Below are 15,223 nucleotides of genomic sequence, written 5' to 3'. Positions count from 1 at the left end.
ATTAAGAGAATTTAAGCGATCGCAAATTTGGGTAAGACTTATAAGACTTAATTTAATAGCGAATACGAGGATCAATATAGGCATTGATCACATCAATGAGCATACTGGCAATGACCACAATAACCCCAAAGAAAATCATTAATCCTTGGACAGTCGGATAATCCCGCACGGAAATAGCTTCATAGAGACGATTGCCCAAGCCTGGCCAAGAAAAAGTAACTTCCGTTAAAACGGCCCCTCCCAGCAACGACGCAAAGGTTAAGCCTAAAACCGTAATGACGGGAATAAGCGCGTTTTTCAAGGCATGGGCAAAGAGAATTCGGTTTTCAGTGACCCCCCTCGCCCTGGCTGCTTCCACATAATCTGCTTTTAAGGTTTGTTGTAAGTTGACACGTACCATACGCTCAAAAATACCACTCAGTAAAACGCCCAGGGTGACACTCGGCAAAATCAAATAGTAAAGAGCCATGAAAAATTGCTGCCCATTGCCACTGAGCAAACTATCGAGGGTGTAAAGACCAGTAATGGTATTAGGAGGTGATTCATTGAGGGGAAAACGAGTTCCTAGGGGAAAAATGTGCAAATTGACCGAGAAAATTAGCTGTAATAACATCCCCACCCAAAAAATGGGTAAAGAGTAGGTAATAATCCCAAACAACCTTCCCCCTACATCGATCGCCGTTCCTGGCCGAGAAGCAGCCCACATCCCTAAACCAACACCTACTCCCACCGCAACTAACATACTGTAAAAGGCCAGTTCTACCGTCGCCGGAAAATGCCGTTGAATAATTTCCCAAACCGATGTGCCCTTACTGGTAATGGAATTGCCGAGATCCAGATGAAGTAACCGACCTAGATAGTCAAAATATTGCAAAATCAGTGACTTATTCAGTCCCAACTGTTCTCGCATCGCTGTCTTAGCAGCTTCTGGGGCACGATTTCCCAAAATGGCATCTACGGGATCGCCAGGGGTGGCCCTCAATAGCAAAAACACTAGGGTGACAATCGTCCAGATCATCAGAGGCGCGAGCAATAACCTAGCGGAGATGTAGTATTGCAGAGCTTTGGCGCGAGACATAGGCAGGACAGAAAAGGGATAATATCCCCAGAATTGTATCGAATTTTAACGGCTAATTAACCCATTCCTGACATTTTGCCCCTATTCCAGGTCAGGAGAGTCTTCCACCTCCGGCGGCTCTACCTCAATTCCTAACTGTTTTCTACTGGCCTTAAGCTGTTTCCACAGAGCCTTGATCTGTTTATAGGCAGCGTCTTGATCAATTTTCCCCCCCGTTTCTAAGTTGCAGAGCAAGCTTACTTTCTGGGCAAATTCTTGTAAGTTGGCATTGAAAACGAGGGATTGAGGCGTAAAGTTCCCATAATATTTACTACGAGGATAGAGAAATTCTTCTTTTTCCCGATCAGAAGTCATAGCATTCCCTCAATTTTAAAGATTGACGCTTTTATTCTAGAATAAGTCACCAACTGAGGAAAACAGGCACTGGTTCAGCCTAGTTGTTAAATAGCCTGAAAGTCTTGCCCTGTAAGGATTTTAGTGATTCAGGGCAAAAATCGTTGTATCCCTTGCTGCACAGGGGTTTGATGCAATTCCAATAATCAGACTGAACCATTGCCCATTATTGACCAGCTCAAAAATATTCAGATTGAACATTCTCGTCAACGCAGTCCCGTTAATTTTGGGGTTAACCTTCTCTGTGGCTTGATTTCCTACTGTCATCAACCTAAAAAACCAGGACTTTCTCTTGAACGGGCTTTACCCCCTGCTGCTTAACCAGAACTGACGTTACCTAATGAAAGACGACAGTAAATGATAGGACTTAAGGCGATCACACTATCAATATATTGGGCGATCGCGTTTTCAATGTCAACTATCAACTATTCATTATTAACTATCAATTATTGACTGAAGGGTTGACTCAATATCTGAATCAATTTCTGAACAAGAAATAAGACGGTAGTTCAAACCACTTTGGTGGAGAAGAGATTCTACAGCATTGCAGAAAGCAGAGTTTAGAACAGGCTGGATCTCTATCCATTGAGGTCTAACCTTAGAAGTGTAGGCTTTGATGGTTTCAATTTCTAGACAAAAGAATCCTGGAGAAAAAGTTGAATTTAAGCCGCCATCATATTCAAATTTACTGTGCATTAATTGTAGGGAATAAACCGATGTGGGATCAAATTTGCCCACCTCTGGCACGGTTTTAGCACGAAAAACGGGAATGCATTGCTGGAAGGGAATACGTAGAGTTTGGAGAGTATTATTCAAGGTATCAAAAGAATAGCAATAACTCAGTCCATCCCATTTGCCTTCACAACGGGTAATTAATTTATAGCGTTTACCATCGCCTTTAATCCTAATTTCAATGCCCTCATAATGTGCTAAATTTAACGGCGGGGAAAAATTGCGAGTGCGGACGGAAGCAAAACCACCATTATTGGCAGTGGATACTTGACCGGAAAAAATGGCGCAATCGCGGCTCAATTGAATTTGACTACTGCTGACTCCTCCCATCACCACATCATCGACGGCTCCCCAGGTAGTTTTTAAATCATCCGTGGGTTGGGTAAAATCAAAAATTGTTGGATCAGGAGAGAGTAAATATTGCTGGGCTAAATTAAATAATTCTTGATATTCCCATTCATTGGAGAGAGGACTACAATTAATCACCATTGAAACAGAGTCAAAGATAGCAGGAGTGATATTTTCAACAGTCAAAACCTCAACAGGATCGGCAAAGTTGTTAGGGGCTACTCCTAGTTTTTTTCCTAAAACTCGAACTTTAAATTGCCGATTGAGCAAATGAGTAATAACCTTTTCGCCGACAGAACTATTGGCATTCATCACCAAAACGGTTGTCATCATTTTATTTTCCTTCAGAGGCGGCTGGACTGGAACATTAGATTGCCCAAAAAATAATCGCTGCAAACAATTGAGGAAGGGAACGGCCTCAAAATAGGTTAGGGTTTGCCAAAATCGTTTAATATCCCAGGCTTGTCGGGGCGATCGCGTCATGGAGTCAATCCTGTCCTTAAAAATTCACCTTTTCATTGTACAGTCGTCAACTAATCGCTGTTGACCTAACTCGGCGGCCAATTGGATTGCTGCCCGAAAACTTTCTGATCGGGCTATTCCCTGACCGGCAATATCAAAGGCCGTACCGTGATCGGGGGAAGTCCGAATAAAAGGCAGTCCAATGGTCGTATTAATCGCCTGATCAAAGGCCAATAATTTTACCGGAATCAAGCCCTGATCGTGGTACAAAGCCAAATAACCATCCGCTACAGAGGTTGTTTGCTGATTAAACCAGGCTTGACCCGGACTAACCCAGAGGGTATCTGGCGGGACAGGGCCGATCAGTTTAGCTTGAGGATAGTCTTGTTGAGCTTGGAGGAGCCAAAGAATTAACCAATCCTGTTCTTCTCGCCCCAGTTGACCCTGTTCACCACTGTGGGGATTTAAACCAGCGATCGCAATGGTGGGATATTTAATACCAAAATCTTGTTGCAGCGTTTCTACAAATAAAGCCAGCTTCAGACTCATTAATTCAGGGGTAAGAGCGATCGCGACTTGGCGCAGGGGGATATGGGTGGTGGCCAGTAAGGTGCGTAATGTCCATTGACTATGGGGCGATCGCGCTACAAATAACATCCCAAATTGATCGATCTTGGCCCGTTGCGCTAATACCTCCGTTTGACCTGGAAAATGATGACCGGCTAATTTCCAAGCGGCTTTAGCAATAGGAGCAGTAACAATGCCCTGAAAGTTTCCAGCCAAGGTGGCCGCGATCGCCGTTTCTAAATAGGCAAAACTAGCTGCTCCACTGGCGGCATTTCCCGTGCCTAATTTAATTTGAGCGATCTGAGACGCATCAAGGTCAACTTCTAGTTGGGGAAAATGGTCGGGATTGGCAACGGTTTTTCCTAATTCTTTTAACTGTTCATAGGTTTGCTGCCACAGCGATCGCGTTCCGACCAGGGTAATGGCAGCAGTTTCTTGAAGGGGGCGATCGGCCAACGCTTTTAAAACCACTTCAGGGCCAATTCCGGCGGGATCACCCATTGTTACGGCGAGGGCTATCATCAACAACATCCAAAAATTAGGATAAGAAAGTTAGTTTTATTCTAGCCTGCATTGCCAGCCGAATCTAGGGGTTCAATTAGTTGCTCCATCTTGAATTAGTTGCTCCATCTTGTTTTTTTCGTCTGGTTTTATTTCTTTTATATATTTGGGTATTTTTTGGGTAGGCTCGGCCAGTAGAGAATCAAAAACAAAGAATCCTTCCTCTGGCAGAAATTTTGCCTGTATCTGTACGAAGTAGCGTTCTGGCTTTTTATCTTCTTTCGTTAGGTTTGGAATAAAACGGAAAGGGGGGACTGGAGAATTTTGCCAGGACACAGGAAGATGAGTCGGCTTGCAGCGATCTTGGGGATACCGTTTCTCATTACGAAAGATAGAAATAGTAGTGTATTGAGATTGACCGAAAAACTGCCAAATTCCTCTGAGGGTAAATACCTCTGGAATGGCATCTTCGGGTTTAATTTTCTGTTCTGGGCCGCCAGTATAACAAGAAAGGGCGTTAAATCCAAAGACTTGTTTTTGATTAGCAATAGTAGGATAGACTCTCAATAAATACTCTTCGCCAATCTCTAGTTTTTTGAAAAGTTTTGACTTAGCGTAGAGTTTATAAAGATCTGAGCCAATCTGAATGGCTATCCGTCCATCTTCTCCTAGAACGATTACGCCTTGAATGAAGCCGATCGCCTGAAAAAAGGTTGCTGGAGGGGGTGAAGTTTTTTGGGCTTTAGAGGGTGACGGCTCCAAGGGTAAGGAGTCTGAAGAGTTAAGGGGCGTTTGCTCAACTTCCGTAATTTCAGAATTAGCGACAGCTTCAATCTTAGTTTTTTTAGCCGATTTCTTAGACTTAGCACTCTGTTTACTTGAATTAGTCTCTGATTTTGGAGAGGATTCTTGTTTTTCAACAGTATTTTCAGGAGCAAGCACCTGATCAGGCTGAGTTTCTACCTTAGCTTCTGATACTACAGTTTTATTCGTTTTTTTCTTCTTTTTACTGGGAGGATTATCTTTATTGGTCGAAGAAGTCTCTTGGGAGATATCAGTTTCCTTGTTTTGCTCAGGAGTCTCCTCTGGAGCCGATTTACGTTTTATGGCACGGATTTCTAAGGGCATTGCTGAATTTTACTTTTTTTTAAATTATACAGTTTTTCTTTGATTTTTAAGAGCAATAGTAACTGCGTTCTATGGAAATGGGGGGTGAGTTAGTAGCGATCGCATTCTCGTTATTTGGGTATCTCGGCTCTTTCATAGGGCATTATATCTAAAATTGATCAATATTTATAGAATCGATTGGAACTGGCAGGTACATTACCATTAAAGTAGAAAAAATTACATAAACTTATTTGCGTTTTCCCTTCATTAAGATAGTAAAAGTATCATGGTTTAAGTTAATAGGATTTTTAAGCCAAATTATTCTAATTTAAGTACAAGACCACGATAGACTTGTTCAATCGCAAAGCTAAGATTAATGCTTTTGAGTTCGATGGTATCTCCTTCTTTGTAGTTAATGATAATCCATTCACCGTTCTCTTTATGATGATATAGGTCTATTTCGATGCTAGTTGAACTAACTAATAAATAATCTTGTAAGATAGGGTTATTGCGATACATTCTAAATTTGCCACCGCGATCGTAGGCTTCAGTGCCGGCAGATAGAACTTCGACAATTAGACAGGGATAGGTAACATATTGGGTTGTGGTTTTATCGCGATTATCACAGGTTACACTAACATCTGGATAGGTATAGTTATTGGTTCCAGTGATATTAACTCTTAGGTCTGAGTTACCTATTTCGCAGTTACTTGTTTCTAGATGATTAGAAACTGGACAGTGGGAAGTTCTCGAGGCGTGTAAGTGGAGAAAAGAAAATCGGACATCCGATACAAAAGAGTGCCGTTATGTCCGAAACTGGCTGATATAAGAAAATCGATAGCCAGTGCTATCTATCAATTATGCAACTATGTCAGCGACTAGAGCAAATCCTCAATAATCTCCGTCCAGCCTTTAGCCGAGAAGCAACGTTCCAATGGTTTATCCTGTTAGTCTGGGGAGTAGTGCTCAACAGCCAACCCAGCGCAATAACTAGCTATGTCAATGCCATTGGCTGAACAGAGAGCTACTACAATCAGGCTCTACATTGGTTTGATTCCAAGGCGTTTAGCGTCGAAGGACTAACTTTACAATGGTCAAAGTGGCTAAGTCAGCATGAAAGTCTATACAGAATTAAAGGGAAACGGGTGTATGTGGGTGATGGCATCAAAGTGGGGAAAGAAGGACGCAAGATGCCAGGTGTAAAACGACTACACCAAGAATCGGAAGATGTGTCCAAGCCAGAGTGGATAAGGGGTCATTACTTCAATGCCTTGAGTATTTTGGTGGGAGTAGGGAAAGCCTGCTTTGCCTTGCCCTTAGTGTTGCGGCTAGACGATGGCATCAAGTCCAAAGCAACCGAGAAGGGGGAGGGAAAAGGCAAAAAAAAGGTGAAGACGAGCCTGGTGACAAAAATGGCTGACCTTTGTGTTACTTACGCAGAGGCAGGGAGTTATGTAATTTTGGATGCTTATTTTGCTTGCGAACCAGTGCTCAAAAGTTTTCGCCAGAACGCCTTGCATCTAATCACAAGAGTGCGTTGCTCCACCGTCGCCTATGCCCCCTTTTGTTCCGTGCCGACGCTGACGGGGAGAGGACGACCACGGATTTGGGGGAGTTCGATAAAACTAGAAAAGCTGTTCGCTCTGGCGGCGGACTTTCCGACAGCTAAAGTCTGGCTCTATGGTCAACAAGTCACGGTTTCTTATCAGTGCTTTGAGTTCCACTGGGATAGTCCCCATCAGCTCGTCAAGTTTGTTCTGACCCAATTGCCTAACGGACGACGACTGATTCTGCTTTCTACTGATCTCTGTTTGACTGGACCTGAGATTATTGCCGCTTACGGTCTCCGATTTAAGATTGAAGTCACTTTTCGTCAATTAGTCCATCTTTTGGGCAGCTTTGCCTATCGTTTTTGGCTTAAGAGTCTTCCTACTTTACCTACCTGGCCCAGCAATCTTATCCTCAGTGACTATCCACAAGCTGTTCAGACTCAGATTTTAAACAAGGTAGAAGCCTTTGAGCGTTTTGTTAACCTTAATGCCATTGCTTTAGGGCTACTTCAAATTCTCGCCTTAGAGTTACCCCAGGGGATTTGGGCTAATTTTCCTCGATGGTTTCGGACATTACCATCCCATGGCTACCCTAGTGAACGGATTGCTCAACTAGCCCTTCAACATCAAGCCCAAATGATTTTTCCTCAAAGTCCACCCAGTCTGCTTTTGCCTAAATTCCTTACCGCTAAACTTGCCTCTTCCCCAAGCCCTGATATGCTTACTTTCGTCGCATAGTCATTACCTTATCTGGCATCCATAAACTTCCCACTGTCCAGTTAGAAAATAAAGTGATAAATCTCACGGAGATTAAGCTATGGTTTTTGCTACCACCACTCATCGCATAAACTTCACCGTTAATATATTCATATTTTTCGAGTTGTTGTTCTTCCCATGCAAAATATTCTGTGGGGGAAAGTTGGGGAAAGTTGTTGGGATTTGCTATCATAGTTAAGTTGCTCGATTTTCTGATTAAAGTTGTTGGATAATTTCTTCAATTACTTTGTTGTTTATAACTGACTGATTAGATTTAGAGTAAATGTTAATAAAAATAATTTTAGTGTTGGTTTTTAAGTAGTAGATAACTTGATAACCTGTGCTTTTTCTTTTTGAATATTACTATTTTTAAGCCAAATTTTAAAGACTTGATATTTAAGTCCCGAAATGTAGTCACCCAAATTGTTTAATGAGAGGAATTAGGTTTTGACGAATTGCAGACAAAAATAGTTAACTTGATCGTCTTAAATTCTAGGTTCCTAGCCGCCACAAAACCACCCTGAATCCTAGGTCATGGTAGCAGCCTCCTGAGCAACCAAGGCTGAGTTAAGAAGGTTTGTGTTATTCTAGCCTGCATTGCAAATTGAATTGAGGAGTGGCAAGCTTGATGACCATCTCGACTGCTGGACTAAGTTTAGGGAGTCTCCGCAAAATTCACCACATTGCCCTCAATGTTAAAGATATGGCCGCCTCTCGTCACTTCTATGGTCATATTTTGGGATTAATCGAACTTACGGGCGATGCTATTCCTAGTACGCTTAGGGACTTGGTAGCCCAGGGAAAAGTGGCTAATTTTATGACCCCCGATGGCACTATTCTTGACCTTTTTTGGGAGCCTGACCTAGTTCCGCCTCATCCTGATCCCAGTCAACCCTTTACCCGTGCTCATCATTTAGCCTTTGATATTGCCCCTGACCAATTTCCCACGGCGATCGCCGTTTTAAAGCACCATCAAGTGGTTATTGATCATGGCCCCGTTACCCGTCCCACTGGGCAAGGTATTTACTTTTATGACCCCGATGGCTTTATGCTAGAAATCCGTTGTGACCCCTAATGGTCATTAAATATTTTTTTGTCTCTATTCTTAACTCCTAACGACTCAGCCCTAAACTAATCCATGAAACTTATTTGCAACCAAAGTGATCTCAATAGCAATTTATCCTTTGTTAGTAGAGCCGTCTCTTCCCGTCCGACCCATCCTATTTTAGGGAATGTGCTGTTGGTCGCCGATGAAAAACTAGGACGATTACGCTTAACGGCCTTTGATTTGAGTCTAGGGATTCAAACCAGTTTTCCTGCCGATGTACAAGAAGGGGGCAGCATTACCCTACCGGCCAAACTATTTGGAGATATTGTCAGCCGTTTACCTGACGGCAATTTAACCTTGAGTGTTACCGATGTTGCTCCCGAAGGCGATGAAGAGTCCTCAGACTCAGAAAGTTTCATTGCCACCCTAACCTCTCAATCAGGGCGTTTCCAGATTCGGGGGCTGAGTGCCGAAGAATTTCCTTCCTTGCCGACCGTTGCCGATAGTGTGCCCTTGATGTTACCCGTTGCGGCTCTAAATGAGGGGTTGCGGGGAGCCTTATTTGCAGCCAGTACAGACGAAACTAAACAGGTTTTGACCGGAGTTCATTTTAAAGGAACGGCTGACACCCTAGAGTTTGCGGCCACCGATGGCCACCGTTTAGCCCTAGTGGAAACCCCCACCCAGGTAGAAGCCGAGGAAGGAGAAGAAGCGATTCAGGGTAGTAACTTAGAGAATTTTTCGGTCACAATTCCGGCAAAGGCCTTACGGGAACTGGAAAGAATGTTAGCCACTCGTCAAGATAGTGATCTGGTCTCTTTATTTGTCGATGATACTCAAGCTATTTTTGAATTTGGCGATCAGCGTCTAACCAGCCGTAAATTGGAAGGGGCCTATCCCGCCTATCAACAATTGATTCCGCGTCAATTCAGTCGAACTGTGAGCATGGAAAGAAAACGTTTACTGAGTGGCTTGGAACGGGTTTCCGTCTTATCGGATCAAAAAAATAATCTGGTCAAGTTTTCTCTCAATACAGAAGATAGCCAGATTTTGCTTTCGGTGGAAGCACAAGATTTAGGAAATGCCAGGGAATCCTTACCTGCCGAAATTACAGGGGCGAGTGGAGATATTGCCTTTAACGTTAAGTATCTGATGGATGGTTTAAAAGCGTTACCTGGTGGCGATATTCAGATGCAACTCAATGAGGGTAATCAACCGGTGATCTTTACCCCTCTAGGTGGAGCCAAAATGACCTATTTAGTCATGCCGGTTCAAATTGTCCGCTAAAAGAGGGGCAAAACAGAGGGGGAATCGTCAACATTGTTGGAAAATACCGATGTTAGACGGCGGCACTGGTATCGTCTAGCTAGAAGCTACAAACGTTGCAATACGAGAGGTTCAAGAAATCAGGCGAATTTGGAGTAAGTCCTCCCAAGTTAACCCTTTTTCAATTATACCGAGAGCTACAGCAGGAACTTTTTTCGTCGTAAAATGGCTGCGAACAAAGTTATGAACCATCCAGAAAATATCTAGGACTCGCTGTAATCCCACAACAGATTTAGCATAAGTATTTGTACGACGACGAAAGGCGGCTAAATAGCGTCGGATAGCACTATTAAATGCCTCAACGTGGTTGGCATGGACGTCCTTTTCTTCTGGTTTTTCTGTTGTCTCTGGATGTTCTGGTTTCGGAGTTTCTACTTTCTTTAGTTTACCCTCAGAATCTCGACGTTTACTACTCTTATTTTTTAGTCTTACCACAAGACCCTTCGGTAATACTTTGGTGGGACGACCTCGCTTTCCAGTCCTTAATACTTCGTGACAAATATTAAATAGCAGTTGACTATATCGCTTTTCTCCATCTGTAAATAGGGCTTGCTGAAAAAGTCAAAAAACGAAAGAAATGTGGGTTAGGGAAGTATGGACTGAAAAAGCATAGATAACTTATCCTTATGGAAACAAATCAAAATACAGATTTTGTTTAATCTATTGTTCCTTTCTGTCTAAAAAGGTCAACACAAATCACTCCTCACAAAAGAGAGGAAAATTAACACCATTTTTCACAAGAAAAACGACTCTACAACTTTTTACTTTTTGTTTTCTTTTTTGTCTTCTGAAGTAGAGTAGAAAGATTCATTACCAAAAAGTTCATCGCAATTACCGTTTCCGAGGTCTCAGGTAGTTTGGCCATCACTCGACCAAGACTAAATTTCCTCTTTCCCTGTCCGAATTTACCCTCAATGGCATTACGCACTCTTTCATCTGAGCGTGCCTCTTTCTTTTTTTCTTTGCTCACCTCTTTCGGCGGTCTTCCCAATCGGGGACCACTCATTCTTATATCCCTTTCTTTACAATAAGCTCGATTCGCTTTTGTTCGATAGATTTTATCCACATGAACCGATTCCGGATAACATCCTGTTTCCCTTTTATATTCTTCTATTCGCGCTTGTAAATCTCCCGATTCGTTGTAATTATCCCAACTTAATTTGTCTAAGAAGACAAAGCCATTCACATTACTTGCCGATATTTTAGCTCCAAACTCTACTGCTTTTCCCGCTTTTCCACGCACTATTGGACGCACGTGAGGTTGGCTTACACTCACAATTCTGTTTTCTACTTTATTTGTCTTTTTTTCATACATTTCTAACTGTTGCTCATACACTTTTCCTATCGTTACAAGCTCTTCTTGCTCTTTTTTCGTTAGTTTTTCTAACTTTGCTCCCTCTTCTATCATTTTTTCTATATCAGACAAGTTTCTTTTTATATATCCTAGTTGTTTTTTTGTTCCTTTTCTTCTTTCTTTTTTTGACACACGACGTTTTTTTGCTATGGCTAAGTACTCTTTTCTTGCCACTTCCCTATAAGTCCTCGGCTTTTCTTTCCTTTTCTCTTTTATTTCTTCATACAGCTTATCTATTATTTTTTCTGTTTTTTCTCTGGCATCATTCAATATTCCTATATCCGTTGGATATTTTATATCTGCTGGTGTACAAGTCGCATCTAACAATAACTTTCCTTCATTTTCTTTTTTTTCTGACGCTACACCCGTCGCTTTTTTTCTATTTCTTTATTAATTTTATTTATTAATTCCATTCCTATTTTTTTACGAAAATGAACCATCATTGACGCATTAAATGCTTCTTTGCTACTATAGCTTTCCATTCCTATAAAGTACTGTAAATAAGGGTTCTCTTTTATTTGTTCTACTGTTTCTCTGTCACTTTTTCCTGAAATTTCTTTGATAATTAATGCTCCTAATGCCATTCTAAATGATTTGGCTGGGGCTCCTTTTTTTTCTGTGAAGTTTTTTGCATATTCTTCCTCATATTCTTCCCAGGGAATCATTTTTGACATTTCTATCCAACGATTTTCTTCGTCTAACTGCCCGCCGAACAGATTTTTCAAGTTTTCTGGTGTTTCAATTGAGTACTGTTGCTTTCGGTACATCTGCTTTCTCTCTTCTTAATGCAATGGTTTTGAGGCATTCTACCCTATTTTCGTGCATTCTAGCGGTTCTTAATTCGCCTACTATTTTTCTCCGTAAAGGTTTCAGCTTTTTTCAGCAAGCCCTACTTATAAAGGTTATTTGCCAGAAGTAAAGGAAAAGATTGCCGAAATGGCAATGAATGGTAGTGGCATAAGGGATACAGCCCGTGTGCTGAGGATTAGTCCATCAACAGTGATTAGTGAACTAAAAAAAAAGAGTCTAGTTTAGTATTCGTCAACGAAAAAAAACTAGCAGAACTGGAACCCAGTCAGAGTATTGTAACGCTCTGCCAATGGAATGACGTGGAAGCAGAACTCGACGAAATGTGGGGTTTTGTGAAGAGCAAAAAAGAGTAAAGATGGTTATGGCACGCTATTGATCATAAGACAGGTGAGATATTAGCTTATGTTTTGTCTGGTCACAAAGACGAAGCATTTCTAAGGCTAAAAGAGTTGTTAGAACCTTTTGGTATTACTCAATATTATACAGATGGATGGGGGGCTTACGAACGACATATTGAGCCAGCATTGCATGAGGTGGGTAAGTATAATACTCAAAAAATCGAACGAAAGCACTTGACATTGAGAACTCGAATAAAGAGATTAGCGAGAAAAACGATTTGTTTCTCCAAATCTATTGTGATGCACGATATTGTCCTTGGATTATTTATCAATCGCTTTGAATTTGGATGTCTTATTTAGATGTGCTTCCACAGATTCAGATAGATGTGCTTCCACAGATTCAGAACACTACCTGGGAATGGCGGTCGGTTTACCCTTTTGATTAGGAATAGTCTGATGGGCAAGAGCCAAAGCCTGTCGTAGGCGACGTTGTGCCAAAGTATAAACCAATAAAGAGACAACCATAATCATCATCAAAGCCATAATGCGTTGAGGATTCTTGAGAAAAAGAGCAGAGGCAAAAAAGAAAGGGTCTTTGAGAAAGCGAAAGCCGCGCTCGGTGTTTTGTTGAGCCTTATATTCAGCCAACATCTGGTCGGGACTCAAAACCTGAGAATCAAGAACATTAGTAGCTAAAATAAAACGTCCAGCCCGTTTAGATGCGGCTTCCAAGCAAGAGGAATCAAGGCTTAATTGCCCAGTTAAGCGGTAATGAAAACCGAGAGGGGTAGCCCCTTGTTTCGGTCTTCCTCCCTTGGCATATACTGAACACGGTCACAAGTTGCGAATTTTAAAAATAAGAGATAATATAGTAAAAATAGAAAAAGTAGTCAAGAGGCTGAGAAATGATTAAGTTAGAATTTACGGAAGAAGACAAAAGACTGTTGTCTTACGGTCGGTTTAATCACCCGCATCCTAGAGTACAGCTAAAGATGGAAGTTTTATGGTTAAAAAGTCAGGGATTATCTCATCAAAAAATTGCTCAATTCGCAGGAGTTTCAGTAAATACGGTGACAAGCTATATCCGTGATTATCAAGAGAGCGGGATAGAAAAACTAAAAGAAATAAAATTTAATCGCCCGAAAAGCGAGTTAACAGAGCATCAAGGGACAATTGAGGCATATTTTGAGTCAAATCCACCAGCAACAATAAATGAAGCAGTAAAAAGAATAGAAGAATTAACGGGAATAAAAAGAAGTCCAACGCAAGTCAGAAAATTTTTAAAGTCAATAGGAATGAGGTGTCTAAAGGTGGGAACAATTCCATCAAAAGCAGATGTAGAAGCTCAGGATAGCTATAGGAAAAAAGAGCTAGAACCAAGGCTAGAAGAGGCAAAAGCAGGAAAAAGGGCAGTTTTCTTTGTAGATTGCCTCTCATTTTGTAATGGGAGCATTTGTAAATTTTATATGGTGCTTCAAGAGGATTTTTATTAAGTCACCATCAGGGAGAAAACGTTTTAATGTGTTAGGAGCATTAAATGCAATTACCCATGAAGTAATTATGGTAACGAACAGTTCTTATATTACGGGAACTCAGGTTTGTGAACTCCTAGAAAAGATAGCAGAATTAGGACTATTAATACCGATTACGTTGGTATTAGACAATGCTCGTTATCAAAAATGCCGAATTGTGCAGGAGTTGGCAGAATCATTAGGAATAGAGTTACTGTACTTACCTCCTTATTCTCCTAACTTGAATTTAATTGAAAGACTGTGGAAGTTTGTGAAGAAGAAGTGTTTATACGCAAAATATTATGAAGATTTTACGCAGTTTTCTGCAGCAATTTCAGGATGTCTTGAAGATGCTAACGTAAAATATAAGGAGGAGCTTGATTCTTTGCTCACCTTACGATTTCAACGCTTTGATAAATCTCAGATTATGAACGTTTGAAGTATAGTAAGGAATAGTCTGAACCTCAACTTGACTGAGTTGATGATAAGTCAAGGTTTTTGGCCAGAGTTGAGCCTCAGTAAGAGCATCGGCCTCACAAGCAAAATTCTGTCCACAAAGTTTCTGCCATTCTTTTTTGACAACTTTATCGGCTTTCTCAATTTTTTGACTTATAGCTTTATTATCGGACTGGAGACGTTGAGCACTTTCGACCACAAGCCATCGTTGCTGTTCACCCCCATATTCCGAAGCCCTCACTTGCCAACGATAACCGTCCTGTTCACCCTGCTGCCATTGGTCTTCTGATATATTTGCCAAAGTCTCAGTGGCTTCTTTCAGAGGGACACGACTTAACCATTGAATTGACCTCGCCATGCCCACATTTTCCGCCGTATAAAAAGCTCCATCCATCACCGATAAACCTTCCATATTCAACCTTTCTTGACAGTCTTTGATTATCTGGGGAAACACCTTTTTATCCGATTCATTGCCATCTCCTAATTGCATAAAGAGAGGGACACCACCATCTCCACTACATATCATATTTAACATAAACTGTTTTAGGTCTGGTCGTTTATCTCTGGAATAACCAAATTTTATTTTTATGGCTTTTGTCTGCTCGTCTTCCTCATCTTCTATCCTTTCCTTATACTTCCCTTGTACAGACATTGAGGTTGAGTCTAAATGCTTTGACTTTTGTTCTATTCCAAAGATTGCTGCCGCTTTTAGGACTATTTTCGTGAACCGGTTTTTTACCCCCACTCCAAATACCTTATCCAATGACCTCCTAGCTTGTCATCATTTAAATCTTCTGCTTTTATTCCTTCTCCTAATAGGTGTTCTAATGCTTTTCCTTTAAAAAATTCACTCAACAAATATAACGGAGCATTGATACAGGCACTG

13 protein-coding genes and 6 pseudogenes are annotated in these 15,223 nt (G+C 41.3%); 8 read left to right on the top strand and 11 right to left on the bottom strand.

The features are described from left to right. Positions 1–52: 52 nt before the first annotated feature. Positions 53–1,078: an ABC transporter permease gene (locus KA717_18310; protein ID UXE64259.1), complete on the bottom strand. Its 1,026-nt coding sequence runs from the start codon at positions 1,076–1,078 to the stop codon at positions 53–55. A gap of 81 nt (positions 1,079–1,159) precedes the next feature. Then, positions 1,160–1,432: a hypothetical protein gene (locus KA717_18305; protein ID UXE64258.1), complete on the bottom strand. Its 273-nt coding sequence runs from the start codon at positions 1,430–1,432 to the stop codon at positions 1,160–1,162. Between the two features lie 204 nt (positions 1,433–1,636). On the opposite strand from KA717_18305, the pseudogene KA717_18300 reads away from it, so the two are divergent. Beyond that, positions 1,637–1,792: pseudogene (locus tag KA717_18300) on the top strand (IS982 family transposase). Positions 1,793–1,906: 114 nt separating this feature from the next. Here the strand turns inward: KA717_18300 and KA717_18295 are convergent. The 4 genes and pseudogenes from KA717_18295 to KA717_18280 form a co-directional block, all read right to left on the bottom strand. Continuing rightward, positions 1,907–3,034 (bottom strand): CIA30 family protein, encoded by a 1,128-nt coding sequence (locus tag KA717_18295; protein UXE64257.1) that lies wholly within the window; start codon positions 3,032–3,034, stop codon positions 1,907–1,909. Between the two features lie 24 nt (positions 3,035–3,058). Next, positions 3,059–4,111 carry a 4-hydroxythreonine-4-phosphate dehydrogenase PdxA gene (pdxA, locus tag KA717_18290; protein UXE64256.1) on the bottom strand — a complete coding sequence of 351 codons (1,053 nt, stop codon included), beginning with the start codon at positions 4,109–4,111 and terminating at the stop codon, positions 3,059–3,061. Between the two features lie 63 nt (positions 4,112–4,174). Next, positions 4,175–5,209 (bottom strand): hypothetical protein, encoded by a 1,035-nt coding sequence (locus tag KA717_18285; protein UXE64255.1) that lies wholly within the window; start codon positions 5,207–5,209, stop codon positions 4,175–4,177. A gap of 297 nt (positions 5,210–5,506) precedes the next feature. Beyond that, positions 5,507–5,914 (bottom strand): annotated as a pseudogene (locus KA717_18280) (Uma2 family endonuclease). A gap of 134 nt (positions 5,915–6,048) precedes the next feature. Between KA717_18280 and KA717_18275 the strand changes: the two are divergent. Continuing rightward, positions 6,049–6,204 (top strand): hypothetical protein, encoded by a 156-nt coding sequence (locus KA717_18275; protein ID UXE64254.1) that lies wholly within the window; start codon positions 6,049–6,051, stop codon positions 6,202–6,204. A 129-nt stretch (positions 6,205–6,333) separates the two neighbouring features. Further along, entirely contained in the window at positions 6,334–7,476 is a 1,143-nt protein-coding gene (locus KA717_18270) for a transposase (protein ID UXE64253.1), read from the top strand. A 40-nt stretch (positions 7,477–7,516) separates the two neighbouring features. On the opposite strand, the pseudogene KA717_18265 reads toward KA717_18270, so the two are convergent. After that, positions 7,517–7,687 (bottom strand): annotated as a pseudogene (locus KA717_18265) (Uma2 family endonuclease). Positions 7,688–8,122: 435 nt separating this feature from the next. On the opposite strand from KA717_18265, the gene KA717_18260 reads away from it, so the two are divergent. Then, entirely contained in the window at positions 8,123–8,569 is a 447-nt protein-coding gene (locus KA717_18260; protein ID UXE64252.1) for a VOC family protein, read from the top strand. 63 nt (positions 8,570–8,632) lie between these two features. Next, entirely contained in the window at positions 8,633–9,829 is a 1,197-nt protein-coding gene (gene dnaN, locus KA717_18255; protein ID UXE64251.1) for a DNA polymerase III subunit beta, read from the top strand. Positions 9,830–9,940: 111 nt separating this feature from the next. Here dnaN and KA717_18250 read toward each other — a convergent pair whose 3' ends face one another. Both KA717_18250 and KA717_18245 read right to left on the bottom strand, forming a co-directional pair. Continuing rightward, entirely contained in the window at positions 9,941–10,303 is a 363-nt protein-coding gene (locus KA717_18250; protein ID UXE64250.1) for a hypothetical protein, read from the bottom strand. A 349-nt stretch (positions 10,304–10,652) separates the two neighbouring features. Then, positions 10,653–11,989: pseudogene (locus KA717_18245) on the bottom strand (IS5 family transposase). 139 nt (positions 11,990–12,128) lie between these two features. On the opposite strand from KA717_18245, the gene KA717_18240 reads away from it, so the two are divergent. Together KA717_18240 and KA717_18235 are read left to right on the top strand one after the other, a co-directional pair. Next, positions 12,129–12,257 (top strand): IS1-like element transposase, encoded by a 129-nt coding sequence (locus KA717_18240; GenBank protein ID UXE64249.1) that lies wholly within the window; start codon positions 12,129–12,131, stop codon positions 12,255–12,257. A gap of 182 nt (positions 12,258–12,439) precedes the next feature. Continuing rightward, a complete protein-coding gene (locus KA717_18235) occupies positions 12,440–12,730 on the top strand; it encodes an IS1 family transposase (protein UXE64248.1) in 291 nt (96 codons plus the stop codon). A 48-nt stretch (positions 12,731–12,778) separates the two neighbouring features. Here KA717_18235 and KA717_18230 read toward each other — a convergent pair. Then, a pseudogene (locus KA717_18230) lies at positions 12,779–13,132 on the bottom strand (IS1634 family transposase). A 143-nt stretch (positions 13,133–13,275) separates the two neighbouring features. On the opposite strand from KA717_18230, the pseudogene KA717_18225 reads away from it, so the two are divergent. Further along, positions 13,276–14,320: pseudogene (locus KA717_18225) on the top strand (IS630 family transposase). On the opposite strand, the gene KA717_18220 reads toward KA717_18225, so the two are convergent. Beyond that, positions 14,276–15,082, bottom strand: a complete 807-nt coding sequence (locus KA717_18220) for an IS1634 family transposase (protein UXE64247.1) — start codon at positions 15,080–15,082, stop codon at positions 14,276–14,278. The pseudogene KA717_18225 and the gene KA717_18220 sit on opposite strands and share 45 nt — an antisense overlap. Positions 15,083–15,223: the final 141 nt, after the last annotated feature.

The sequence above is a fragment of the Woronichinia naegeliana WA131 genome (assembly GCA_025370055.1).
Lineage (GTDB): Bacteria > Cyanobacteriota > Cyanobacteriia > Cyanobacteriales > Microcystaceae > Woronichinia > Woronichinia naegeliana.
The sequence above is the reverse complement of the archived record's forward strand: the minus strand, read 5'-3'. Positions and strand labels throughout refer to the sequence as shown.

Coding starts and splice junctions, on each gene's coding strand:
- KA717_18310 (UXE64259.1), bottom strand. CDS start 1,078: ATGTCTCGCGCCAAAGCTCTGCAATACTACATCTCCGCTAGGTTATTG.
- KA717_18305 (UXE64258.1), bottom strand. CDS start 1,432: ATGACTTCTGATCGGGAAAAAGAAGAATTTCTCTATCCTCGTAGTAAA.
- KA717_18295 (UXE64257.1), bottom strand. CDS start 3,034: ATGACGCGATCGCCCCGACAAGCCTGGGATATTAAACGATTTTGGCAA.
- pdxA (UXE64256.1), bottom strand. CDS start 4,111: ATGTTGTTGATGATAGCCCTCGCCGTAACAATGGGTGATCCCGCCGGA.
- KA717_18285 (UXE64255.1), bottom strand. CDS start 5,209: ATGCCCTTAGAAATCCGTGCCATAAAACGTAAATCGGCTCCAGAGGAG.
- KA717_18275 (UXE64254.1), top strand. CDS start 6,049: ATGCAACTATGTCAGCGACTAGAGCAAATCCTCAATAATCTCCGTCCA.
- KA717_18260 (UXE64252.1), top strand. CDS start 8,123: ATGACCATCTCGACTGCTGGACTAAGTTTAGGGAGTCTCCGCAAAATT.
- dnaN (UXE64251.1), top strand. CDS start 8,633: ATGAAACTTATTTGCAACCAAAGTGATCTCAATAGCAATTTATCCTTT.